Annotated in this window: 22 protein-coding genes; 4 read left to right on the top strand and 18 right to left on the bottom strand. The window is 40.0% G+C overall.

Features of this window, described 5'->3' with window-relative positions; translation table 11 throughout:
* Nucleotides 1-11: 11 nt before the first annotated feature.
* From LF817_RS11865 to LF817_RS11855, 3 genes are read right to left on the bottom strand one after another with little or no spacing between them, the layout of a single operon-like run.
* The gene (locus LF817_RS11865) at nt 12-1,088 is read right to left on the bottom strand and encodes an NAD(P)H-dependent flavin oxidoreductase (RefSeq protein WP_253936037.1); all 1,077 of its coding nucleotides are present in this window, start codon (nt 1,086-1,088) and stop codon (nt 12-14) included.
* 36 nt (nt 1,089-1,124) lie between these two features.
* Complete coding sequence (locus LF817_RS11860) at nt 1,125-1,661, bottom strand: DUF2812 domain-containing protein (protein ID WP_253936036.1); 537 nt, start codon at nt 1,659-1,661, stop codon at nt 1,125-1,127.
* The gene (locus LF817_RS11855) at nt 1,658-1,999 is read right to left on the bottom strand and encodes a PadR family transcriptional regulator (RefSeq protein WP_253936035.1); all 342 of its coding nucleotides are present in this window, start codon (nt 1,997-1,999) and stop codon (nt 1,658-1,660) included. The genes LF817_RS11860 and LF817_RS11855 overlap by 4 nt, the downstream gene beginning before the upstream one ends.
* Nucleotides 2,000-2,380: 381 nt before the next feature.
* On the opposite strand from LF817_RS11855, the gene LF817_RS11850 reads away from it, so the two are divergent.
* The gene (locus tag LF817_RS11850) at nt 2,381-3,922 is read left to right on the top strand and encodes an AbgT family transporter (protein ID WP_253936034.1); all 1,542 of its coding nucleotides are present in this window, start codon (nt 2,381-2,383) and stop codon (nt 3,920-3,922) included.
* A 927-nt stretch (nt 3,923-4,849) separates the two neighbouring features.
* Here the strand turns inward: LF817_RS11850 and LF817_RS11845 are convergent.
* The 4 genes from LF817_RS11845 to LF817_RS11830 form a co-directional block, all read right to left on the bottom strand.
* On the bottom strand, nt 4,850-5,938 hold the full coding sequence (locus LF817_RS11845) for an ABC transporter substrate-binding protein (protein ID WP_253936033.1): 1,089 nt from the start codon (nt 5,936-5,938) through the stop codon (nt 4,850-4,852).
* Between the two features lie 21 nt (nt 5,939-5,959).
* Entirely contained in the window at nt 5,960-6,673 is a 714-nt protein-coding gene (locus tag LF817_RS11840; RefSeq protein ID WP_253936134.1) for an ABC transporter ATP-binding protein, read from the bottom strand.
* A 64-nt stretch (nt 6,674-6,737) separates the two neighbouring features.
* Nucleotides 6,738-7,559: an ABC transporter permease gene (locus tag LF817_RS11835; protein WP_253936032.1), complete on the bottom strand. Its 822-nt coding sequence runs from the start codon at nt 7,557-7,559 to the stop codon at nt 6,738-6,740.
* A 139-nt stretch (nt 7,560-7,698) separates the two neighbouring features.
* Nucleotides 7,699-8,907: a CHAD domain-containing protein gene (locus LF817_RS11830; RefSeq protein ID WP_253936031.1), complete on the bottom strand. Its 1,209-nt coding sequence runs from the start codon at nt 8,905-8,907 to the stop codon at nt 7,699-7,701.
* Nucleotides 8,908-9,166: 259 nt separating this feature from the next.
* Between LF817_RS11830 and LF817_RS11825 the strand changes: the two genes are divergently transcribed.
* Both LF817_RS11825 and ald read left to right on the top strand, forming a co-directional pair.
* Nucleotides 9,167-10,417, top strand: coding sequence for a PucR family transcriptional regulator (locus LF817_RS11825; RefSeq protein ID WP_253936030.1), 1,251 nt, complete (start codon nt 9,167-9,169; stop codon nt 10,415-10,417).
* 106 nt (nt 10,418-10,523) lie between these two features.
* Nucleotides 10,524-11,654 carry an alanine dehydrogenase gene (gene ald, locus LF817_RS11820; RefSeq protein ID WP_253936029.1) on the top strand — a complete coding sequence of 377 codons (1,131 nt, stop codon included), beginning with the start codon at nt 10,524-10,526 and terminating at the stop codon, nt 11,652-11,654.
* A 38-nt stretch (nt 11,655-11,692) separates the two neighbouring features.
* On the opposite strand, the gene LF817_RS11815 is transcribed toward ald, so the two are convergent.
* The 3 genes from LF817_RS11815 to cidR form a co-directional block, all read right to left on the bottom strand.
* Nucleotides 11,693-12,067 carry a hypothetical protein gene (locus tag LF817_RS11815; protein ID WP_253936028.1) on the bottom strand — a complete coding sequence of 125 codons (375 nt, stop codon included), beginning with the start codon at nt 12,065-12,067 and terminating at the stop codon, nt 11,693-11,695.
* Nucleotides 12,039-12,599, bottom strand: coding sequence for an acyl-CoA thioesterase (locus tag LF817_RS11810; RefSeq protein ID WP_253936027.1), 561 nt, complete (start codon nt 12,597-12,599; stop codon nt 12,039-12,041). The genes LF817_RS11815 and LF817_RS11810 overlap by 29 nt, the downstream gene beginning before the upstream one ends.
* A gap of 175 nt (nt 12,600-12,774) precedes the next feature.
* Entirely contained in the window at nt 12,775-13,668 is an 894-nt protein-coding gene (gene cidR / locus LF817_RS11805) for a cidABC operon transcriptional activator CidR (protein WP_253936026.1), read from the bottom strand.
* Nucleotides 13,669-13,824: 156 nt separating this feature from the next.
* On the opposite strand from cidR, the gene LF817_RS11800 reads away from it, so the two are divergent.
* Complete coding sequence (locus LF817_RS11800) at nt 13,825-15,018, top strand: cytochrome P450 family protein (protein ID WP_253936025.1); 1,194 nt, start codon at nt 13,825-13,827, stop codon at nt 15,016-15,018.
* 95 nt (nt 15,019-15,113) lie between these two features.
* Here the strand turns inward: LF817_RS11800 and LF817_RS11795 are convergent, their stop codons facing one another.
* From LF817_RS11795 to LF817_RS11760, 8 genes are all read right to left on the bottom strand, one after another.
* Nucleotides 15,114-15,725: a metallophosphoesterase family protein gene (locus LF817_RS11795; protein ID WP_253936024.1), complete on the bottom strand. Its 612-nt coding sequence runs from the start codon at nt 15,723-15,725 to the stop codon at nt 15,114-15,116.
* 163 nt (nt 15,726-15,888) lie between these two features.
* Nucleotides 15,889-16,668, bottom strand: a complete 780-nt coding sequence (locus LF817_RS11790; protein WP_253936023.1) for an ABC transporter permease — start codon at nt 16,666-16,668, stop codon at nt 15,889-15,891.
* Nucleotides 16,658-17,629, bottom strand: a complete 972-nt coding sequence (locus LF817_RS11785) for an ATP-binding cassette domain-containing protein (protein ID WP_253936022.1) — start codon at nt 17,627-17,629, stop codon at nt 16,658-16,660. Before LF817_RS11785 ends, LF817_RS11790 begins: the two co-directional genes overlap by 11 nt.
* Before the next feature lie 182 nt (nt 17,630-17,811).
* The gene (gene thrC, locus LF817_RS11780) at nt 17,812-18,915 is read right to left on the bottom strand and encodes a threonine synthase (protein ID WP_253936021.1); all 1,104 of its coding nucleotides are present in this window, start codon (nt 18,913-18,915) and stop codon (nt 17,812-17,814) included.
* A gap of 36 nt (nt 18,916-18,951) precedes the next feature.
* The gene (locus tag LF817_RS11775; protein ID WP_253936020.1) at nt 18,952-20,031 is read right to left on the bottom strand and encodes an FUSC family protein; all 1,080 of its coding nucleotides are present in this window, start codon (nt 20,029-20,031) and stop codon (nt 18,952-18,954) included.
* 671 nt (nt 20,032-20,702) lie between these two features.
* Nucleotides 20,703-21,923, bottom strand: a complete 1,221-nt coding sequence (locus tag LF817_RS11770; protein WP_253936019.1) for a hemolysin family protein — start codon at nt 21,921-21,923, stop codon at nt 20,703-20,705.
* A gap of 156 nt (nt 21,924-22,079) precedes the next feature.
* Entirely contained in the window at nt 22,080-22,940 is an 861-nt protein-coding gene (locus LF817_RS11765) for an AraC family transcriptional regulator (RefSeq protein ID WP_253936018.1), read from the bottom strand.
* A gap of 174 nt (nt 22,941-23,114) precedes the next feature.
* Entirely contained in the window at nt 23,115-23,696 is a 582-nt protein-coding gene (locus LF817_RS11760) for a GNAT family N-acetyltransferase (RefSeq protein ID WP_253936017.1), read from the bottom strand.
* Between the last annotated feature and the right edge of the window lie 458 nt (nt 23,697-24,154).

Here is a 24,154-nt window from a genome sequence, read left to right as displayed (position 1 = left end):
TTCTATAAGATCTATAGCTGTCTTATATTATGAAGAGAATGATTCACTTGAGATACGATAGATTCAATCAATTCTTCTGCAGATATATCCCGACTGAGCCTGGGACTCTGTCCCGACCATAAAGACATGTACTCACTTCTATTCTGTTTAGCCGCTTCACTTCTAATCACCTTCGTTAAAGAATTTTGAATAGGATAAGAAGGAAGTTGATTTTCGTATTTTCTCATTTTTCTTATGAATTGATTGTTTATCCCTCTAGCAGGCTTACCACTGAATGACGAGGTCATTACAGTCTCAGCTTCATTCGTTTGCAGAATAGCGTCTTTATGCTGTTTCTTTGCCCCACTTTCTTTTGTAGTGACAAAAGCCGTGCCCATTTGCACACCTTGAGCACCTAACGACAAAGAAGCTAGAACACCCCTGCCATCCATAATCCCTCCTGCGGCTATCACAGGAATTGTTACATGATCGACAATTTGCGGAACTAGTGACATAGTTCCAATCATCGCTTTATCAAATTCATTTACAAAGGTTCCTCTATGGCCGCCCGCTTCGCTTCCTTGAGCCACCACAATATCAACACCTTGATCTTCATTAATACAAGCCTCTTCTACCGTTGTCGCCGTCCCGATCACTAGCGTGTTATTTTTTTTCAATTCATGAATGAGTTCTTTTGAAGGTACTCCAAATGTGAAACTGCACACTTTTATGTCATGCTGCAAGACTAGTTCCACCTGTTTTTCAAAATTTTCTTTTGTAGGTAGTTTTACTTCTGTAGGCTCTACATCAAGTTCTTCATGGAATGGTTTTAATATTGTATTGGCCTTCTCTACCTCTTCTGCCATGATGGCTGGAATTTCAGGAATAAATAAATTCACACCGAAAGACTGATCCGTTCGATCTTTTACTTGAATTACAGCCTCTTCCAAAACTTCAGGTGTCATATATCCTGCACCAATCATTCCTAGTGCTCCACTATTTGATACGGTTGCGGCTAATTCTGGAGTGGTGACACCCCCGGCCATACCGGCTTGAATAATCGGGTAGCGGGTCTCCATTAATTGAGAAGCTTTGTTAATATTCCACAATACGATCTCCCCCTAAAGGATTAATAACTTTTGATTCTACTTTCTTAACTTATAAATTTTATATTGATAACCAAAATAAGGTAATCCAGTAAATACTAGGACGATGAGAGTCAGGCAAGCTAACCCTAAGCTTATAGTTCCAACAACGTCAGATACCCAGCTTAAATTACTGAGAGAGTCAAGGATGAATAATATTGCCATGAATATGAGGGTTGGAAAGGCAATATCAGCCATTTTGCGCTTTTCTTTCTCATATTTATCAACGATGCTTGCTTTATCAGTGTATATAGGCGTCGTGTTCTTCGGCGCACTGAAAATGTGTATGTAATTTCCTGTTGAACAAACATGCTTCCATCCAGCAGCTTCAAAATAAGCGAAGTAATCTTCATCTGGATCGCTTTCATAAGCTACCGAATAATCAACTGATTCACTTGGCCCTTTTCTAAGTTTGAAACCAAGAAAAGCGAACTTTTCTAAGATCCACCCTTTACTTGCATATTTACTTAATCTTTCCATATCCTTTTCTTCATCGAATGCCAAACCCCCGCTGCCTATATACTTAGTCTTTCTCATGAGCCCATCTCCTTTAATTGAAGTAAAATCTCTTCCCCATGTCTTACCATTTCTCTTTTTCTTTCTATTTCGCTTTCAAGCATTTTCCTGCCTTTTTCAGTAATGACATAGGTTTTTTTCTTTTTTTCTCCTTCTCCATAAAGCTTGATTAAACTTGCAGCGGATAACTTTTTAATCGTCGTATACATGGAAGCAGGTCCGATTTGAATTCGTTTATCAGTCATTTGCTCGACTGTATTCATGATGAGGTATCCATGTTTGGGTTCAACTAACGACAATAAAATATAGTAGGAAGTATCGGTCAACTCCCCATTTTCTAAAGCATCATTTCTTGGCATGTTTTCACCTCTTTATATCATTAAATGATATATCATTAGATGGATTATATCGTTTAATGATATATAAGTCAATCGAGTATATTACTTTAACCTAGCTCTCATTCATTTACAGAAGAAAGCATTGATTACCAATCTTCTATAAGAAAATTGCTAAGCCCTAGAAACGTATGGAAAGAGAAAGAACTATAGTGTTAAGACTTTTTAAATTCAATTCTTTGAATATTTTAATTTTTAGCGCTTTTTCTAAATGTATTTAATTTTCAGCATGATCCGATATAATGTTACACGGGTCAAAGGTCTAAAGGTCATTTTCACGGATGAATTATCAGAAAATTTTTTCATTATATCTTTATAGTGTTATTTGAAAGGAGCACGACTAGTATGGATAAAAAACGCAGAGGGTTGTTTCAGCGTTTTCTCGATGGGGTTGAAACTTTAGGGAATAAGCTCCCTCACCCTGTTACATTGTTTGCCATTTTGGCGCTTGCTGTCATCGCCCTCTCAGCCATCATTTCTGCAACGGGTGTAAGCGTAGAACACCCTGGTGAAGAAGGAGAAATGGTTGAAGTCACTAACTTGTTAAATGCTGAAGGCATTCAGTATATTTTTGAAAGCATGGTCGACAACTTCATAGGATTCGCTCCACTCGGTGTGGTATTGGCTACTATGCTGGGTATCGGGCTTGCCGAGAGAACAGGACTGATCAGCGCCTGCTTAAGAGGATTTGTTCTCTCCGTACCTAAGCAATTGGTTACACTTGGATTAGTGTTTGCCGGTATTATGTCCAGCGTGGCTTCTGATGCTGGTTACGTAGTTCTTCCTCCACTTGGCGCCGTGATTTTCGCCGCTCTTGGAAGGCATCCGCTGGCTGGGTTAGCCGCTGCGTTCGCCGGGGTTTCAGCCGGGTTCAGTGCGAACCTTTTCCTATCAGCCACCGACCCGATGCTTGGAGAACTGACGATCGACGCAGCTTCTGTCATTGACCCTCAATATGCAGAAGGCATGAATATTGCAATGAACTACTATTTCATTTTTGCATCTGTATTCTTACTTACTTTTGTGGGAGCATGGGTCACTGAAAAAATCGTAGAACCGCGTTTAGGGAAATACACAGGAGATTACACAGAAGACCTTAAAGGATTGGATTCACTAGAGAAAAAAGGGTTGAAGGCTGCAGGGATTGCTTTACTGATCGGCTTAATTGCCACTGCACTATTGATCGTTCCCTCTAATGGAATTATGCGAGGAGAAGATGGTTCGGTTGTCCAATCTCCGTTCATGAGTTCTTTAGTACCTATTATTGCTTTGTTATTCTTCATTCCTGGCCTTGTTTACGGAAAAGTGACGAAGGTCATTCGCAACGATAAGGATGTGGCAGATCAGTTGTCCGATACGATGGCATCCATGGGCATGTTTATTGTATTAGCTTTCACTGCTGGTCAATTCGTTGCTTATTTTACAGAATCGAACATGGGACTTGTGCTCGGAGTGTTTGGCGCACAATTTCTTGAGTCAATTAATCTTTCCGGTATTCCTTTGATTATCATGTTTATTTTGGTAGCCGGTTTCATAAATCTTTTCATCGGAAGTGCATCTGCTAAATGGGCGATGATGGCCCCTGTTTTCGTACCGATCATGATGCAGCTCGGATATTCACCTGAGTTGACGCAAATGGCGTATCGGATTGCCGATTCAGCTACCAATATTATTACACCTTTGATGACCTATTTTGCAATTATTATTGCATTTGCACAGAAGTATGATAAGAAAATGGGAATCGGGACGTTGATTTCCGTCATGTTCCCTTATTCCATTATTTTCTTAGTGACATGGACCTTATTCTTGATCGTATGGATGTCAATTGGTTATCTTCCTTTTGATATACCTAACGACCTGGGACCTGGATCGCCTATCAGATATTAAGAAGTAAAACCAGCTATCCATTTAAGGGTAGCTGGTTTTTTAATCTGGGACAATTTGCTTTACTTAGTCCGTTTGTATTACTTCGTCGGCATATTAGCATCATGCTGCTTTTTGTCACCTTTTTCTCTCTTTAAAGCATTCAAATCTTCTTTACTTTTGTTTTTAGCTTTTTTGCCCATTCTTTCTTCACCTCTTTTGTTATGAATTGTCTTGCTATATATAGCTTGTCTATTTTCTAAAATGATATGTTAAACGCTAAAGTTGATTTTATAAAAGAGGCATTCAATGATACTGCAGTATTAGGGAAGTCGTTTTCGAGATATTAGTTAGAGTTAGCGGCTCCGGGAAACGGTTCGCTTTCCGTGGGCGTGCGCTGAGCCTCCTCAGGCTTCGCCTTCCGAAATCTCATCTAACCCGCATATCCCGCAGGAGTCTAACCGTTTCCCTACGCCCATTTTTTTATAAACTGTCTCGAAATTGAATATATTCTGCAGCTTACATCACTTCTGTACGATAAGTCTCACCGAATCACGTTCGTTCTTCAGTTTCTTCTTTATCTCCTAAAGTCCATAAGCCGATGAACGAAGTACTTCCGCTTTCAAATATGTCGTCTCACCATTTCACCTATTTATTGAATTATAGAAATTAAACATAATCAATCCTTTTCATGAAGGGGGAAAGCGCTCAAAACTTGAGACATAACAACATTAAGTCCTATACGAATTAAACTATGGTTTCGTTCCTCAAACGATAGTAATAGGGTCTTGGAGCGAGCTATTTCCAAGAGACCATTTTTCAAATCAATAATATGAAACCGAACTTTCTTTTTAATAAGCTTATCTAAAGAATTTATAGGTTCACACAAAAAACAAACAGAAGTTAAAAGATTCTGTTTGTTTAATGAATTTAGCACGCTTCCTCTTCAAATTATTCGGTTAGTTCATACTCCCCTATGATTTCCACTGCTTTTTCAGTAACGGACGTATCAATCGATTCATCGAAATCGAATTCACCGCGGGTTGCTCCATTCTTTTTATACATATCATACTGCTTTTTAATATCATCAATAAACATTCTTCCATTTGGATCCAGCCCCGTGATTGAAACCTTTTCCCATATAGCAGGATCCTTTAATGCTGTGTGTTTTGTCATAATATCAATGATCTCATCTTTTCCTTTACCGTTGAGGAACGCTTCATTATAATCACGTACCCCTTTTAAATAAGCAGCCATAAAACGCAAGGACACATCCTGGTCTTTTTCAATGAACTGCGGAGACCCGAGAACCATGGCGATTTGCGCATTCGGAGCGAAATCCGTAGCGTCCCCTAACCTGGCGTGAATTCCTTGCTCGATTCCTTGAGTAATCAAAGGTTCAATTTGCAGAGCCGCATCAATGGATCCATTCCCCATAGAAGCAAGCATATTGCCAAAGTCAGACATGAGGACGAACTCCACATCATCTTCGGTCAGTCCTGCATGCTTGAGCATTTCTTGAAAGATATAATCATCTACTGCGTTTCTAGAGGATACGGCGACACGTTTTCCTTTTAAATCCTCATAGTCCTTGATTTCATCTTTCAAATCTTCCCTCACGACAAAAGAGAAATAAGAGCTTCCTTCTATATAATGTCCTTTATCCGCGATGATTTTCACATCAATCCCCTGAGCGATGGCATTAAAAAAGGATGAGGTCGAAACACCACCCGCGATATCTACCTCTCCTGCAGCTAATGCGGGAAGCATATCATCACTGTTCGCGAATTGGACGAATTCTACATCAATATTATATTCATCAAAATACCCTTTTTCTTCAGCGATATAAAATCCTGCTCCAGAGGCTGCTCCATCTTCCGCAATATATACTGACGTGTTCTCCTCAAGAGGTGTTAAATCACTATCGGATGTTTTTTCAATTGCTTTCTCTGTTTCTTCATCTTCTCCAAACGAACACCCACTAACCAAAAAGCATACAAAAAATAAAGGGACGAGGAACAAAAACTTGAACTTTTTCATTGCTATCACCTTTCTTACCTTCTACTCTCTCGAATTTTGCACTTCATCATGGAGGTGGTTCCATATGTCACTGAAGTGATGAGCCATCTTTGGATCTGCTCTTACTTGCTCCATGTTTCTAGGCCTGGGCAGATCAATCACTTTTTCGTCGATGATTCTTCCAGGCTGTGAGCTCATCAATAGGATCCGATCACTAAGGAGCAAGGCTTCATCAATACTGTGCGTAATAAAAAGAACGGTTTTTTTCGTTTCTGACCAAATATTTAAAAGCTCTTCTTGAAGGATGAATTTGTTCTGCTCATCTAATGCAGCGAAGGGTTCATCCATCAATAAAATTTCCGGATCGTTGGCGAATGCACGGGCAATGCTCACCCGCTGTTTCATACCTCCAGACAGATCTTTAGGATAAATTTTGGCGAACTTATCCAAGCCGACTTTATTGAGATAATAAGAGGTACGCTCCTTAATGATATTTTTAGGAAGGTGTCTCATCTTCAGTCCAAAAGCGACATTCTCTTCAACGGTCAGCCAGGGGATTACGCCCTTTTCCTGAAATACCATGGATTGTAATGGACGATCCTCTTTCTCGCGGGCAATGGTGAAATCTCCAGTACTAGGCGTCTCTAAATCTGCTAGAATGCGGAGAAGTGTTGTTTTCCCACATCCGCTCGGACCGATGAAACACACGAACTCTCCATCCTGCACATCGATGGATACATTTTGCAGAGCGGTCATACTGCTTCCCTTTTTATAAAAGACCTTGGTTAAATCACGGATCGAAATCTTTGCTGCCACCTCATCACCTCCATGGCAATAGCTTATTCTGGAATCCCCTTAGAATAAGTGAGAATAAATATCCAAAGAATGATATAAGCACGAGACCCACGTACATCTCCTGTAGTAAAAATGCTTTATACGATGTCCATATTAAGTAACCTATTCCTGAATTCGCGCCCATCATCTCTGCAGCTACTATCGTTAAAAGGGCAATCGCCTGCCCCATTTGAATACCTTCTAACATAACGGGGAGCGAGCCGGGCAAAGCAATTTTAAAGAAAAAATTCTTTGAATCTGCTCCATAGTTTTTAGCCACATCCAGATAAATACGATCTATGTTAACAACTCCAGCCACGGTATTGATGATGACAGGAAAAAAAACACTTCCCGCAATCGTGACAACCTTTGAAACTTCTCCTACTCCAAAGATGATGATGATGATAGGAAGAAGTGCAAGAGTTGGAATTGGCATGAGCGCCATGATAAGCGGAGATAAGAAATGACGTATAGGTGAATACAGGCCCATAATTAACCCCAAAATAATGGCAGGAATGACGCCTAATAGAAATCCTGCGAAAATCCTGTATAAAGATATGCCGATATGGCTGAATAATTCACCGCTTGTGCCCATCATAATAAAGGTTCCAACTATTTTCGTCGGTGGCGGAAAGAACCTCGCATCGATTAAGCCAGTTCTTGATAATAACTCCCAAAGTAACAAGATGAAAATAGGCGAAGATATGGTGAGGATTTGTTTGAACCTGTTCCTAATCTGCCTCTTTCTCCATTCTTCTTGTTCAACCGCAATGGGATCATGTATTTGAGCAATATGTTTCTCCCTCATTCTTCACCACCTCTTTAACAAAATCATATGTGCCCCTGCCTAGAAGTGTGATAGATGATTACAGTGAGAGAGAAGAAGAATGCTTCCAATGAAGTTAAAAGCACAAAAAAAGCAGCCCCTTATGGAACTGCTCAACCCTTTAACTATGAATTTTTTCTAAATTCACTTCATTCATTCTATTCTCCAATTCATCCTTGAACTCCCTTTTCACAGCCTTCACATGCTTTTTCTTCGCATCTATCTTATCTGCATGATTGTCGATTTCATCCAGCCAGTCTTTTAAGTCATTAATATCGCCAAACTGATCCTGAATATCTTCATAGTGGTCCGCTTTAGCCTTATAATTCTCCCTATACATTTGATTAAGATACCGATAAATATAACGAAGGTACTTTGAACTAATTCTTACTGCATGTAAAGAGTCCAGGCTTTTATTAGATGCAGCCCCTTTTTCTTTGAATACTTCAGAGAATAGTTCTGCCTTTTGATCGAATGATTTCTCATAATATTCTAATCGTTCCTCTACTTTCAACGGCAGTACATAAGCAGGCAGCTCTTCCTCGATAAATTTGTTCCATTGGTCTGAAAATTTATTATTAACAAGCTTAGGAAGTTTTCGATCCAGTTTATCCCGATATTTTTCTCTTTTATTTTCAACACGTTGATGAATTTGAGCGAATACCTCTGCTTTTTTTTCATCATCACTCTCTTCTGCATGCTTTTTAAATGCCTCAATCAAGACGTCCCGCTCTCTAATTTCGCCCAATTGGCTATGGGCTTCTGTCAATGTATCTAGAATTTTATGCTTGGACGATACATTTAAGAATTTCAGCAAAGCCTCTATGCGGCGGCCCACTACTCTTGCTTGGTGGACATCCTCTGGATCTTTGAAGTCCAATAAACGCTCCGTATAACTTACATAATCATCTTTAAGTGAATTCAGCTGCGAAGCCCACCTTTGAACAAAACCTTGATTTGCTTCACTCAAACAATCTTCACAGAGGTAATTAGTTTTAACTTTGATAAGCGATTCATCTTTACCGCATATTTCGCATACTTCGAATTTTCCATTTAAAACAACTTCATTATTTGATACGTTGATTTCAATCTTTTTCCCTACATCCCAGCCGAGTTCCTGTCTCAATTCAATAGGGACAACAAGCCGCCCGTAGCGGTCCAGTATCTTAGGGTCTTCAGAAGAATTCTCTTTAAGTACCCTTAGGCCTTGGCCACTTTTTAGCGGCTTCATGCTTAGATGCTGATCCTTTAATGAAAGTTCATCTCGAATTTCTTTTGGGATCACTAAACGCCCCATTTTATCCAACTGCCTCATATAAGTTGTAGTCATAAAAGTAACCATCCACCTTTTGGAAATTCTGTTATCTATACTATTCCCTTATAATGATGAAGTTTAACTAGACTTCCAAAACTTTTTTCCTTACTATCCTAATTCATTACTTTTAAAATATTGTTCGTCTTATAATCAATAACAGGAGCTTTCATTAACTGCCCCCCCTTTCCTTTCCAAAACCATATGAGAATTAAAGTTTTTCGAGTTTGGCAACCATGATAAAATAATATTATCTATGTAATAAAGGAGCACTTGCATGAGTCATTCACAATTCCAAGCAGACCTTATAGATGAAAAGTTCGATTCTCCGGAAGGATTGGCAGACCGAATAGCTCATATTATTGGTTTTCCCATAACCATCGAGGATGCCAATCATCGTATCGTTTCCTATAGTAAACATGAGGAAAATGTAGATGAAGCTAGAAGTGCTACCATTATGAGGCGCAAAGTTCCCGAGAAAGTCATCAACAGTTTATGGAAACACGGAGTAATGTCGAAGCTGTTCAAAAGCGGTGAGCCAATCATTGTCGCTTCGATCAAGGAGATCGGTCTTGGCAACCGTATCGCTGTTTCCGTTCGTAAAAATAGAACGCTTTTAGGCTTCATCTGGGCGCAAGCCGATGAAGTCGAAGTAACCAGCCATCATTTACAGCAAATTAAAGATGCTGCTAAGCTCGTGAGTCATCAGCTGCTCCATCATCAAGCAAAGAAAAATAAATCTGATGAAGATAAAAAAGAATTTTTCTGGCAGCTGCTTACGGGCACTCTTCGTGACCATTCAGAAATCATGCGGCACGCAAAACGCTTTGGTGTAAAAATGTCAGGCCAATTATGTGTTGCAGTATTTGAATTCGATGAGTACATGAACCCGACGATAGAACGCCATGCCTATTACTTAACAGAAACCCTGCAGCAAACGAGAGTCGTCAGTCGTCTATTCGATGAGAACCGGCTGATATTACTTATCCGTGCCGATGCTTATGAAGATGCCACTCACCTGTGTAATACGTTCATTCATGACTTCATGACAAAAATGAGAGAAAGGCTTCAAGTAAAAGCGGTCAAAGGATCATTCGGCATTGTATATCAATCCCCCGAAAATATTACGGACAGCTATAAGCAAGCGTTAAAAGTACTGGAATTAAAGGAACAATTTTCAACAGAATTACAAAACACCTCTAATTATCAAGAACTCGGAGTCTTTCAATTTATCAACGAGTTAGCTTCTCTTCGCAGTCGAGAGCAATACCATAACATCTATCTTGAAAGATTATATGATTACGATCGAACCAATAAAAGCGAGTTAGTTTACACGCTGAAAGCTTTTCTGATCCATAACAGTAATGTCCATTCAGCCGCAAAACACATGCACATTCATACAAATACGATGAATTATCGCTTAAAACGAATAAAAGAAATAAGTCAAATCGACCTGAAGGATAATAATCTAAAGACTACATTGTATTTGGATTTACTTATTCACGACATGGAACGAGATGATTTGTGATTTTACACAAATCATCTCGTTCCTTTTTTATATTCTCCCTAAACAAAATTGTAATAGAACAGGATATACTTTCATTAACTTGATTGAATGAAAGGTGGAAAACAACATGATCATTGGTGTTCCAAAGGAAATCAAAAATAATGAAAACCGGGTTGCTATCACGCCTTCTGGTGTAGTGAATTTAGTGAAAGCGGGCCACACTGTGCTTGTAGAAACTGAAGCTGGTCTTGGCAGCAACTTTACGGATGAAGAATATTTGAATTCAGGAGCCACTATAATTGAAAGCGCTTCAAAATTATGGGGCAGTGCTGAAATGGTCATGAAAGTTAAAGAGCCTCTTCCAGCAGAATATGGATATTTCCGAAAAGGATTGATCTTGTTTACATACTTGCATCTGGCTGCAGAACCCGAACTGGCCAAAGCTTTAGTTGAGAAGCAAGTAACAGCCATCGCTTACGAGACCGTCAGCGTAAACAACGCCCTTCCTTTACTAACTCCTATGAGCGAAGTTGCTGGACGAATGGCTTCACAAATTGGTGCTCAATATTTAGAAAAGTCATTTGGCGGTAAAGGAATCCTCTTAAGTGGAGTACCTGGAGTGACACGTGGAAAAGTAACGATTATCGGCGGAGGCATTGTGGGAACAAACGCAGCAAAAATTGCTGTCGGTCTAGGTGCACAAGTGACCATCATCGATTTGAATCCTTCTCGCTTGCGCGAATTGGATGATTTGTTCGGAGCAGACGTCCAGACTCTCATGTCTAACCCTTACAACATTTCAGAAGCAGTTAAGCATTCCGACCTCGTCGTAGGTGCAGTGCTGATCCCAGGAGCTAAAGCACCCAAACTTGTCACGGAAGATATGGTAAAATCTATGAATCCCGGGTCCGTGATTGTAGACGTTGCCATCGACCAAGGAGGTAACTTTGAAACCGTAGACCATATTACTACGCATGATCAGCCTATTTATGAAAAACACGGTGTCCTTCATTATGCTGTCGCTAATATCCCGGGGGCCGTACCTCGCACAGCGACTATTGCCTTAACTAACGTGACGATTCCTTACGCATTGCAAATTGCAAACAAAGGCGTCTATAACGCTGTGGAAGATAATGAAGCCATTGAAAAAGGTGTAAATGTCATGAATGGAAAACTTACGTATAAAGCTGTAGCTCATGACCTGGACTATGAATATGTCCCTGTTACTGAAGCGATGAAACAACTTTCCCACTCCTAAAAAGAAAGCAGTACCTGAGTTTACAGGTACTGCTTTCTTCATTTCATAATCGTTGATCCTTGCAGCAGTTCTGGTTTAGTACCGAGAATTAAGAGAAACAACTTGGAATCTCCTACTTTACGATGTCTTTTCATTAAATTTTTTACCTGCTGGATTTCTTTATGGTCTTTTAAGTTTTGTACTTCCTGTTGATAAAGACTTAGAATCGAATCCCTCACAAACTTAGGTTCATACGCTGGGAGATCTTCGTCTCTTAACAACGCTCCCATATACCCATACTTGATTTGAAGCTGTCTCGTCAGACTGACTACATGGTGGAGTTGTTCATAGAGGCCTTCATGCTCCCCTTTCAATTGTGCTAAATCTTCTTGAGCTGTATAAATATCATTTAATCCCGCTAACATAGTCGTCATAGATTAGGTCTCCTTTTTCCCAAGGTTTCTCCAGTTGGATCATTTTCGTCAATTCCTTACTATGCTTTCTTCGAATTCTACGAGTTTCTGCGCGCTCTTTACCAGACTTATAAAGAAATTGCTCTTCTTCCGTTTCTGGTGAAATTTCAGGAACCTTTGTCGGTTTTTTATCTTCATCAAGGGCAACAAATGTCAAGAACGCTGTCGCAGCCATTCGACGTTCTCCAGAAATCATATCTTCAGCGATCACCTTGCAGAATATCTCCATAGACTTGCTGCCGGTATAAGAAACAAACGATTCCACACAGACGGAATCTGATTGAGTGATTGGATATAAAAAATCAATCGAATCAGTAGAAGCCGTTACACATTCTTTTACTCTGGAATGCCGTCGCGCTGAGAGCGTCGCATTATTATCAAGCTTTTTCATTAACACTCCACCGAACAGCGTGTTGTAATTATTTAGATCATTGATCATCACTTGATCTGTATTCACGATTAAACTTTCTTTTGGTCTTTTAATTTCTGACATCATGCATAGTTCCTTTCTTTCACTGGAATACGTGCTATACAACAAGTGTATAAGCCGCTCTTGTGAAAGTGAAATAGCTATATATCATAGCCAGTATAGATAAAATCTATGAAACTGCTTACAACCATGCTTTACTGGCATGTTATTGTAATAATCCCCATAAAAAAAAGCACCTCTATGGGGTGCTTCCAATGGTCAGCCGTTCCTGAGTGAATGTCAGCCACTCTTTGGCAGCGTAAGATAAATAATGATTTTTTCTCCAAATAATCGCCAAATCCCATTCAATCTTTGGTTTTATAATTTTTATTGTTCTTACGTCTTCTTTGAGCAGTTCAGAGACACTGTAAGGTAAAATCGACAATCCTAGCTTTGCTGCGATCATTTTTCCTATGAAATCCCATTGAGAACTTTCCGACACGACTTTCGGCAAAAAACCCGCCTCCTTACACGCAGCTGTTATCCGGTCGTTTAATGCAAAATCTTTATTAAATAGAATCATTTGTTCATCCTTCAATTCTTCAAGCCTTATCTGTTTCCGGTCTGCTAGTTTATGAGTAGGCGGAACGACAACTCTTAACTCCTCCCTCATAAAAGAAAAGTAATGAAAATCCTCTTCTTCTGTCGGAAGCACCGTAATACCTGCGTCCAGATTCTCCTCACGTATACCCTCTTCAATTTTCTTCGCCCCGTTTTCTACCAGCTGGAAGGTGATATTTGGATAGAGTTGATGAAACTCGCCTAGTATATTAATAAAGTGGTCAGCATCCATAATTGGCGGTAGACCGATGCGGATATGTCCTTTTTGTAACCCTAGTAAATCATCCAGCTCAGTCTGAAGGTTATTGAATGCTTTATCAATCGTTTGAGCTTGATCTAATATAACCCGCCCGGCGTCTGTAAGAGTGAGCTGCTTCCTCGAACGTTCAAAAAGGTCGACCCCGAGCTCTTCTTCTAAATTCTTTATCATTTTACTTATTGTAGGCTGGGAAATGAACAAATGATCGGCAGCCCTCGTAAAACTGTTGAACTTTGAAACTTCTATAAAATACTTCAAATGTCTAATATCCATAGTTGTCTCCTATTCCATCTTTGTTATCATCTACTTTATCATTTCATTGTGTCCGATTGGAAAGTATTTCTTTAAAATTTGAGAGTTTTTACCTTTTTCTATATACTTTAATCAGATTGACCAGCCAGTCAAAATGAGTACAGGGGGACATTTACATTGGAAACTACCGAAACAGTCTACCATTCCAATTTCAAAGTCGGTGCTTATCCTTTTTATAAACAATTACGAAGTCTTGAGCCAATTTTTCCTATGTCACAAACCGGTGAACAGACATCCTGGATCGTTACAAAGTATGACCATGTCAAAGAATTGCTGAAATCGAAGAGTTTTATTAAGGATCAAAGTAAATTTATGGAGCATTCCTCATCCGAAGAGCCCGATCTCATTACTTCGGTCTTTCAAAATATGATGCTTGACGTAGATCCGCCGGACCACACTAGACTTCGCAAGTTGGTGCAGCCTTATTTTAACCCAAAGAAAATAAAAGAGTTGGAACCTAGAATCAGCGAGATAGCGGATCAACTTCTAGCAGATATGAGTAGAAAAGAAGGAGCTATCGATCTAATCGAGGATTTTGCGTTTCCACTGCCGATCATTGTGATCAGCGAATTGCTTGGTGTTCCAGCTGAAGATCGGAACAAATTCAGAAAGTGGTCCCATACTATTCTTTCTGCCGCTGATAATTTAGAGGCTGACTTCATCCAGGATACAGAAGATTTCCTTAATTACTTGAAACAGCTGTTTGACGAGCGTAAATTGAATCCGCAAGATGATTTAATCTCAAGTTTGCTGCAGGCAGAAGAGGAAGGTGATCAACTAAATCGTGAAGAGTTATATTCGATGATTGTGCTCCTTATCATTGCGGGCCATGAAACAACTGTAAACCTTATTGGCAATACGATGCTGGCTCTGTTCGAAAACCCTGAACAACTTGAGAAATTACAAGCCGATTTGACTTTTACAGATGCCGCCATTGAAGAAGGCCTTCGCTATTATAGTCCAGTCGACTTTTCGACCGCCCGATGGGCAGAAGCTGACGTTGACTTCCACGGGAGAACGATTCGGAGGGGAGATCTCGTTCTCGCTTCTTTAAGTTCTGCTAACCGTGACGAAGATAAATTCGAAAATGCGGAGACATTTGATATTACACGAAGCCAGAATCCACATATCGCTTTCGGCTACGGTATCCATTTTTGTCTGGGAGCTCCACTCGCTCGTTTAGAAGGAAACGTTGCGATAAAAAAACTATTAACCACTTTCCCTGACATACGTTTGTACGATTCCCATCCACGCTGGCAACACGTCTTTTTACTGAGAGGTTTAAGTGAGTTAAAAGTTGCAGTCGGTTAAGAAACGAAGGTCCTCCCAGTAAATTTCTTTCCAATCGACCGGACGAGAAGAAGACGCGATATAGATTTATCGCGTCTTCTTCTCTCGGTCTAATCCTATGAGACTGTATATACTTCGTGAGTAGGCAGTTCTAAGAGGGTGAGTTTACCTCCATAAACGGCACCCGTATCAATATCGACTTGATCTTCATAGTAGGAAATTTCTCTGACTGGAGTATGACCGTGGACCACGGTTTTTCCTAGTCCGACTTTCGCGGTGTTTCGTGTCCATAGCATAATTTCTTCCTCTTGCTGCTCTACTGGAATGCCAGGTTCTAAGCCTGCATGTACGAAGATGTACTCTTCTGTTTCATAATAAAGCGATAGGTTGTCTTTTAACCATTCTTGATGTTCTTTCACTTCTTCGATATTACTGCCATACGATTTGATAGTACTGGACGCTCCATTTATTTTCCAAAGCTCCATGGCTACTTCTTCGTACTTGGCCCTGATGAAAAGGTCATCATGGTTTCCCTTTAAGGCTATAGCTCCATCTTCCTCCACGAGCTGTTTAACCTTTTTCACAACTGCTCTTGAATTAGGACCTCTATCAACATAATCACCAAGCAGTATCAATTGATCTTTCTCAGGGTCATACGAAGCTTTGGCGAGTAAACTTTCGAATTTATCAATTTCTCCATGTATATCTGAAACGACAAGGTAACGCACGGATACATCCTCCTTCTAGACTTGCTGCCTGCACGTAGCACAGCATAAAGCCTTTAGGAACTATATATCTTTTTTTGGAGGTATTGAAACCTTCTTTTACAAAAATATGTTAAAAATTGGTGTTTATTGAGCGAATGTTATCTATTCTTAATATACTGCTCGCCTATCCGCGCGAAACGGCTTTCTTAGCAGAAACAGCAGCAAAGGTTATCGTAATCGAGCAGGCAATTAGAATCGCGAAAACACCCTGCATCAAATCCCAAAAGTGCCATCCATCAATTAAGACTGTTCTCATACTTTCGAAAATATAAGTGGTAGGGTTGATCGTCGCTGCGACTTTCAGCCATTGAGCTTCGATTAACTCATAAGGTACAAACGTGGTGCTAAGAAAAATAAGCGGAAAAAAGATGAATGTACCCGCCTGGGCCGCCTGGGCATTCTTTGTTCGGAGCGCTACACCAGCTGAATAACCGGCAAAAGCCAATCCCCATCCTATTGCAATAAGAATGACAAACAAAATCCCTCCAAAACCGGTTGCTGACTCGAGCCCCAATAAAAAAGCGATTCCCAGAATCAACAATGTCTGGACGAATAATTGAAGCATTCCCGCAATGATCGGGCCGAGGACAATAGCTAATCGTGAGGCCGGGGTTAATAAAAGCCTGGAGAAGAACCCATTTTCGATGTCTTTGACAATACCCTGCCCAGCTCCCCCTGCACCGCCTATTGCAGCGGAAACGATAGAAACGGGAAGAATGAAGGCCAGATAATTGGCGCCTTCAAATGTCGGAAGCTCTGAAATCCCGCTCAATCCTCCTTCGTAAACAAGCAAGAAGAATGCAGAGATCACAAGGTTCGGGATGAAAGAAAAAGGATTTCGAAGGGTAGTCGTAATGTTACGCTTCGTAATCAGCCAAGTATCCTTGAATACGCTATTCCCCATCGTTTCCATTCCCTTCTGTTTCTGGCTCGTTGGTTATTTTAAGGAATATATCATCTAGTGTAGGAGACGATAAGTTAGTCGTTTCGATCTCAAGTCCATACTGATCTACCACACGAACCACCTGCAGCAACTGTTTATTCCCTTCGTTCACATAAAGATTCAATCGATCATTTTGAATAATGATATCTGCCATTTCAAGTTCAGCTTCCAAGGCGCTTTTTGCTTTCATTAAGTCTTCTTGCTTGGCAAACGTCAGAGTAATCAAATCATTACCGATTTGAGCTTTTAATTCTTGTGGTGTACCTGATGCTACAATCAGTCCATTATTGATAATACTGATGCGATCAGCTAGAGAGTCAGCTTCTTCTAAGTACTGAGTCGTTAAAAATATCGTCGTCCCGTTTTCTTTATTCAACCTCTGTAATTCCTTCCAAATAGCAATACGGTTAGAAGGATCCAGCCCAGTAGTAGGCTCATCTAAAAATAAAATTTTGGGTTCATGAACGAGGGTCAATGCCAAGTCAAGTCTTCTTCTCATCCCCCCGGAATAATTACCGATCCGTCTTGAGGACGATTCTTGAAGCTGAACAATATCTAACAATTCGTCAGCTCTTTGTTTAGCCTCCTCCTTCTGATAACCGAAAATGAGTGCCTGCAGTTCTATCATTTCCCGCCCTGTAAGATCGGGGTCGACTCCAGTCTCTTGTAAAGCGACACCGATGTGACGCCTGACCTCCCCAGGGTTCTTGCTTACATCGTAACCAGCTACAAAAGCTTCGCCGCCTGTAGGGTTAATTAATGTTGTAAGCATCTGGACGACCGTCGATTTCCCTGCACCGTTCGGACCAAGGAAAGCAAAGAATTCGCCCTCATTCACTTCAAAGCTTACATCCTTTACAGCTTTCACATCCCCTTTTTTAAAGGTTTTAGCTAAGTGTTTCACTTTAATTGTCCCATTCATATGACGATGTCCCCTTCCTTTTCGGCACAAGTGTCGAAAATCATTCTATCTTCAGAATACACGAATATGCGCTAGATAGCATCCTGTAATCGGCTGCTATCTAGCGCTATACTTAAAAGTATTAATGATGGACATAAATAAAAAAACTAAAAGCTCAACTAGGAACTCGAACGCTATACTTCTTATTTTTTCAAACCTGACCCACATAATGACATAACAATTACATCATCCACAGTTGTTATACTATCTCGGTATTTGTTAAAAGCGGCGTAAGTAGCTGCTGTTGTCGGCTCAACGAAGAAGCCTCTTTGAGCCAGTTCCTTTTGCGCAGCATCGATGCATTCTTCCGGTGCCGTAACGATAGTTCCTCCTGTGCTTTTCACAGCAGCTAACACTTGATTTCCACGCGCAGGATCGGCAATTGCAATTCCTTCCGCCTGAGTTCCTTTATTTTTTACTGCTGACACATTGAGGTTATTTCGAATGCCTTTAGCAATAGGGGCGCATCCTTCTGCTTGGACCCCTATAATTTTAGGGATTTTATCAGTTGCTTCAGCTTCCTTCAGGTTTTTAAAACCAATAAATGCGCCTAAAAGAAGGGTACCGTTTCCTACGGGAAGTACTACAGTATCGGGCAGCTGAAATCCGAGCTGTTCCCATATTTCAAAAGCGAACGTTTTTGTTCCTTCATAAAAGAAGGGGTTGTAGACGTGACTAGCATAAAATTTGTGCTCTGCTTCTACCGCCTTCATGGCTGCCAACGCTGTATCTTCTCGTGACCCGGAAATCTTATGGATTTGTGCCCCATGAGCTTCTATCTGTCCAAGTTTCTTTTGAGAAGTTGAATCGGGTACGTAAATGTGGCAGTTCATATTAGCACGAGCACAATAAGCCGCTATTGAAGTTCCTGCATTCCCGCTGCTGTCAGCGATAACGGAGGTGACTCCCAGCTCCAAAGCTTTTGCGATTAACACTGCAGCCCCTCTATCTTTAAAGGAACCTGTCGGCATAAGGTAATCCATTTTCATGAGAAAGTTAGGCTCTGTCGAATTAAAAGAAACAAGCGGCGTCATCCCTTCTCCTAACGTCAAGGAAGAGAAATGTTTATTATTGCTAAAAGGCAGGGCTTCTTTATACCTCCAAAGTGAGGCTGAACGAGTTTTGATTTTCTCGAGTGGAAAGCTCGTTTTATAAGGCTTTACATTAAACAAACCTGATTTCGGTCTCCATTGATGTTTGGAGGGTGTATATTCATTAAGGCTTTCGTCTATAAAAAGATAGTTCACTCTTATCGACTCCTCTTCCACAAATATAAATCTCAACTATTCCCTAATGTAGCACCGATCAACAATCTGCTTCTGTGCTTTACACATTTGAGCCAATTCTTCAAGGACATCATGAAAACTAAGCAGTTCATAGATTAAAATAGTTTGTGGGGGAAGATGCTGCCTGTAACGATGATCTTGCTCTACATGTTCTTCTTTCCATTGCCAAAATAATCGGTCCAGCCGTTTTACTTTGTTGAAGTGTTCTTCGTTCATGTAGTGAAGAGGATCCTTTAAGATGTCTACATAAGAAAAAGTGACTTCTTTAATAAGCTGACTCTCCCGTTGTTCGAATTCCGAAACCTTGGCCTGAACATATTGGAGATTACCTAAATGATAAACAATTTGCTGTAAAGCACCGAGTTTCCTTTGGGCGAATTGGAAAGATAGCATTTCTTCTTTCGTATGCCTATGATACTTCCATTCATCTCTCTGATATTGAGAGAGTTGATATGTTTTTTCCAAGTGACCTGTCAGCTGCCGATAGGATCGTCCAATCTTCCTCGACTTTTCATTCGGCGCACCTCCATCCTCCCTAATAATGCGCTCAAGCAATTGTGCCGCATGTTGATATAAGTCATTGATACTTTGGAATATCCGGGGAGAGTAATTGGGTGGTAACAAGAAATAGTTGACTACTGTAGAGACGACAATTCCAATTGATGTGGTGCCGAGCCTACTCAAAAATGATAAGACATATTGATCTTGAAAATCAGGAATCATGGCAGTAGCTGTAATTGTCGCCACAAGTATACCATCATCCAATTTTAATTTATGGCAGATCGCAATGGTGAGCATAGCGGCTAATGCAAAGGTGACAGCACTTTTACCAAATACCGCATAGCAAGTCGTGGCAAGAAGCGCACCAATTGCGGAAGCTGGAAACCTCACAGCTGCTTTCTTTATAGAGTCTGCAGCTGTATGTTCAATGGTTACAATAGCTGTTATCACTGCAAATACTACTGGTAAATTAAAAAAACCGCATATAAGTGCAGTCAAAAAGACAGAAACTCCAGTTTTGAGAGTTCGTCCTCCAAATAGTTTAGAACTCTTTAATAGATCGCGTAATTTTGACACCTTAATCACTTCCAAAATAGCTGTTTTCTTGTCTATTGAATCTACATGAACTGAAAATATGATTATTACTTAAAATTGTATCATAACTATGGACTGTAAATTATCTAGATCACCATTTATCGAGAAGGGTTATTCAACTAAATGACAGGATAGCGGAAGAATTGGTTTCGAGACATTTGGTTAGTGGATCAGGGGGGCGGGGAATGTGCTTCTCGAAATCGCTGAAAAAAGAACCTTCTTAGTAATAGTGAGAGTATTATACTCCAGTGGTATGTCTATAGCATTTTAGTTATAAAAACTACCCGTTAAGGTAGTTCAAAACATTTTTACATACCACAGTCTCGCTAGTTATCACTCAAAAGCAGTTATTTTTTAAGTGAACGACTGCATTAGATGTTTCCGTTACCCTCACAAAAGCAAGGAGGTCCGGGAAATTGCGAGACTCCTATGGGATGACAGTACTAGGTGAGATCCCGGAGGGCGTTAGCCCGAGGAAGCTCACTGTACGCCCATGGAAAGCGAGTGATTTCCCGGACCTTCAACCACTATTATTAGTCACGGAAACCGTCCAAACATCTCGAAACTGAGTCTTCAACATAAGGGAGCTTAAGTTTTAGATATAAAAAAATGCAGAGGAACTTATATGGTTCCCCTGCATCATAAATTATTCATCACTTAATAATTTGGACTTTCCTAATCATTCGGCCTTCGAGGGCCAACACTTTAAATTTCATGTTCAACCTCTCAATTACTTCTCCTTTTTCAGGGAAATCATTGCATTCTTTTAACAAATACCCAGCAAGTACATCTTCTTCTTCTGGGATTTCACTATCAAACAGAGAATTTAAACGACGCAATGTGATTTTACCATCACAAATAATTTCATTTTCTGTATGCTTCTCAATCAACGTATCGCTCTCTGAATCCATTTCATCTTCAATTTCGAGACCAATCATAGATTCAATGACATCTTCATGTGATAAGATTCCTTCTGTACCACCATACTCATCCAAAACAACAGCCATATGTTTTTTTTCCAATGTCATTTTACGGAACACCCAATCGATAGAGTGAAATTCGTAGACAATTAATGGATCGGTGTCACAGAATTCTTCGAAGGGTTTATTTGGTTCGGTCGACCAGGAAAGTAAATATTTGGAATGGAATACTGCGACTATGTCATCAATATCTTCGTTATAAATAGGATACCGTGTGAATGGATGTTGAATCACGATGTCCCTGACTTCCTCAAAAGTAGAACCGATGTGGAGAGCTACGACATCAACTCTGGGAGTTTTCAATACATCTTTCACATTTAAATTGTAAAAGTCCAGCACACCTTTAATTCTATACGATTCTGCTTCATTAAACATTCCCTCTGAGTCCGCAATATCCACCATTGTACGAAGCTCTTCTTTAGATATAGACACACTCTGGCTTTCACCTTTAGAAAGAAATTTCGTAATTCTACCAGTCAGCCAATTAAGCAGGATAGTTATCGGTTTAAAAACAATAACAAAAAACCTGATTATAGGGTAGACCATCATCGCTATTCTGTCTGGAAAGGCAGCAGCCACTGATTTAGGGATAACTTCAGAGAAGATAATGATGATGACTGTCAAAATGGCAGAAGCAAGACCTACGCTAAATCCATACTGTATCGCCAAGGTGGTAACCAAGGTTGGAAGCAGAATATTCGCTATGTTATTCCCGATAAGTATAGTCGTGATGAATTCTCCTGGCTTTGATACTAAGTCCAGGAGTTTTTTTGCCTTTTTATCGTTGTTATTTGCTTTTGACTGCAGCCTCATTTTGTTAGTAGCTGTTAATGCAGTTTCACTCCCGGAAAAGAAAAATGAAACAAATAGTAAAAAAATGATCGCAATGATCACAAGCGATTTCCTCCTTCAATATTCAAACCCAATTTCGCGTATGTATACACTATAAGTGATTTATAATAAACAAAAAAGGAAAAAGATTAATCATTGATAAATTATTCAACAAATAACACATCCTTGTGAACAGAACGTGTTATTTGAATGAAAAACTCACTTAATGGGGATCCAAATTTCCGAGTAATAATCTGATTGATATGCATCGCCCTCTGGATATACTTCCATGGAAGGGGACGACGCATTCTCATAACTACTCGATGGAAACCATTCACCATAAATCTTCTTCCAAACTAACGGCATAGCATCAGGCATGGCACCATGAACCTCAAATATCGCCCACGTTGAAGCTGGGATAGTTAACGTTTTTAATTCACCTTCAGATTCACCCTTATGAGCTGCAGCAATCCAATAGTCCATATTTTTCGCTTCTTTTCCTCTTTCAGTGACGATTACACCAAGCAGACCTTTAACTGGTCCATTGTTCAAATCGAAAAGTTTGTCGCTTGTACCATCAGTATTTACTTTCCGCCACATCTTCGGTATTCCTTCAAGATTCTCTTCATTCATCATCGAAAAACTTTCTTTAACCCCAGTCACTTGAAACTCTTCTTTATCCACGATTTGGTATTGCATAGGTTCAGCCCCTTTCAGATTGATCTGGATAACCAGACGATTATAAGATTTCAGCTTCCCATCATATGTTCGTGCTTCCTTCGGAGAAATTCCGTGTTGTCTTCGGAAAGCTTTGGAGAAAGCCTCAGGAGTTTCATAACCATATTTAAACGCAATATCGATAACTTTGGTGTTGTTCTTTGATAAATCGTGGGCGGCAAGAGTCAATCGCCTCCTTCTTAAATATTCACCGACGGATATGTCTGTCAGCAAAGCAAAAGCGCGCTGAAAGTGGTACAGTGAAATATTTGCTTGCTTCGCAATGTCGGCCATTGAGATATTTTCCGTTAAATGTTCTTCCATATAATCAATCGCTTTTTGTAAAGATTCCACCCACGTCATGTTGCTCACTCCCTTACCTTGATAGTAGCAGGTAACCTGATTATCTTCTGGTCAATTTGTGCTTAGATGAGACAGGTATTATATCTTTCTCACTTCTTTACACTTAGATCCTGTTAAATTTCTTTGGTTGACACTCTTATGAAAAATTGTTAACTACGTTTAACATAGTTTTCATTAAAGGTCTTCATTTTTTACAGGAGTGGTAGAAGCGTAAATCAATGTATCTCTGAGCTCACTTCCATCTACAGATACATCGTCATTTCTTAAGGTTCCTTCCAGCTTAAACCCTAGTCTTTCCGGAATCGCTAAACTTCTTATATTTTTAGCGTCACACCTGACTTCTACGCGCTTTGCGTTCAGTTTATTAAAAGCAAAATTTGCAAGCCCCTCCACCACTTCAGTAGTATAACCATTTCCACAAAAGCGAGTATCTGTCCAATACCCAATTTCGAATTTGGGTACATCCCAGTCCATGCGATGCAATCCTGTAGAACAAACCAACTCACCCGTCTCTTTTAAAAAGGCAAGCATCCTTAAATCATCACGCTGTAAAAATCGAATATGAGCTTCTCTTATATTTATTTCTGTTTCTTCTTCGGTTTGCTCCTTTTGGGCAAAGGGCATCCAGGGTACAAGTTCTTTCATAGAGGCACACATTGCCTGGTAAACTGCTTTTCCATCGCCTGGTCGAGGAATTCTAATAAATAATCGTTCTGTTTCAAACTCTTCGGGCACGTTAATAAGTATCGGGTTCATATGTAAGAAGCTCCTTATCTTTTGATTTGCTAAGATTCTAATTTTCTCTCTTGCTCGAATAAGTCTATACTTTACGTTCTTTACATCATAATTCTATAATTTTGCAGAAGTTCCTTCTATAGATATGAGTGCTAGTATAAAAACCTCATAAAAACTATAAAGATATTGTTAAAAACAGCTTCATTCACACTAAAACAAAATATGTTTAACACCATAAATAACAATATAAGCAGCAACCGTTCCACTAAAGCTCCCTTTAGTGGAAGGCTCAGGTTCGAGATATTCAGGAAGTTTCCGTTACTAAGAATAGAGCTTGAAGGTCCGGGAAATAACTCGCTTTCCATGGGCGTACGGTGAGCTTCCTCGGGCTGACGCCCTCCGGGATCTCACCATGTACTGTTCTCCCATAGGAGTCTCGCAATTTCCCGGACCTTCTTGCTTTTGTGAGGATAACGGAA

This window comes from Halobacillus sp. A1 (assembly GCF_024189295.1).
Lineage (GTDB): Bacteria > Bacillota > Bacilli > Bacillales > Halobacillaceae > Halobacillus_A.
The sequence above is the reverse complement of the archived record's forward strand: the minus strand, read 5'-3'. Positions and strand labels throughout refer to the sequence as shown.

Bases quoted from the DNA above. Each gene is read 5' to 3' on its own strand.
- cidR (WP_253936026.1), bottom strand. From the start codon at position 13,668: ATGGATATTAGACATTTGAAGTATTTTATAGAAGTTTCAAAGTTCAAC.
- LF817_RS11850 (WP_253936034.1), top strand. From the start codon at position 2,381: ATGGATAAAAAACGCAGAGGGTTGTTTCAGCGTTTTCTCGATGGGGTT.
- LF817_RS11855 (WP_253936035.1), bottom strand. From the start codon at position 1,999: ATGCCAAGAAATGATGCTTTAGAAAATGGGGAGTTGACCGATACTTCC.
- LF817_RS11830 (WP_253936031.1), bottom strand. From the start codon at position 8,907: ATGACTACAACTTATATGAGGCAGTTGGATAAAATGGGGCGTTTAGTG.
- LF817_RS11760 (WP_253936017.1), bottom strand. From the start codon at position 23,696: ATGAACCCGATACTTATTAACGTGCCCGAAGAGTTTGAAACAGAACGA.
- LF817_RS11810 (WP_253936027.1), bottom strand. From the start codon at position 12,599: ATGTCAGAAATTAAAAGACCAAAAGAAAGTTTAATCGTGAATACAGAT.
- LF817_RS11825 (WP_253936030.1), top strand. From the start codon at position 9,167: ATGAGTCATTCACAATTCCAAGCAGACCTTATAGATGAAAAGTTCGAT.
- LF817_RS11765 (WP_253936018.1), bottom strand. From the start codon at position 22,940: ATGACGTGGGTGGAATCTTTACAAAAAGCGATTGATTATATGGAAGAA.
- LF817_RS11785 (WP_253936022.1), bottom strand. From the start codon at position 17,629: ATGAATGGGACAATTAAAGTGAAACACTTAGCTAAAACCTTTAAAAAA.
- ald (WP_253936029.1), top strand. From the start codon at position 10,524: ATGATCATTGGTGTTCCAAAGGAAATCAAAAATAATGAAAACCGGGTT.
- LF817_RS11835 (WP_253936032.1), bottom strand. From the start codon at position 7,559: ATGAGGGAGAAACATATTGCTCAAATACATGATCCCATTGCGGTTGAA.
- LF817_RS11790 (WP_253936023.1), bottom strand. From the start codon at position 16,668: ATGGGGAATAGCGTATTCAAGGATACTTGGCTGATTACGAAGCGTAAC.
- LF817_RS11840 (WP_253936134.1), bottom strand. From the start codon at position 6,673: ATGACCGCTCTGCAAAATGTATCCATCGATGTGCAGGATGGAGAGTTC.
- LF817_RS11845 (WP_253936033.1), bottom strand. From the start codon at position 5,938: ATGAAAAAGTTCAAGTTTTTGTTCCTCGTCCCTTTATTTTTTGTATGC.
- LF817_RS11860 (WP_253936036.1), bottom strand. From the start codon at position 1,661: ATGAGAAAGACTAAGTATATAGGCAGCGGGGGTTTGGCATTCGATGAA.
- LF817_RS11815 (WP_253936028.1), bottom strand. From the start codon at position 12,067: ATGACGACTATGTTAGCGGGATTAAATGATATTTATACAGCTCAAGAA.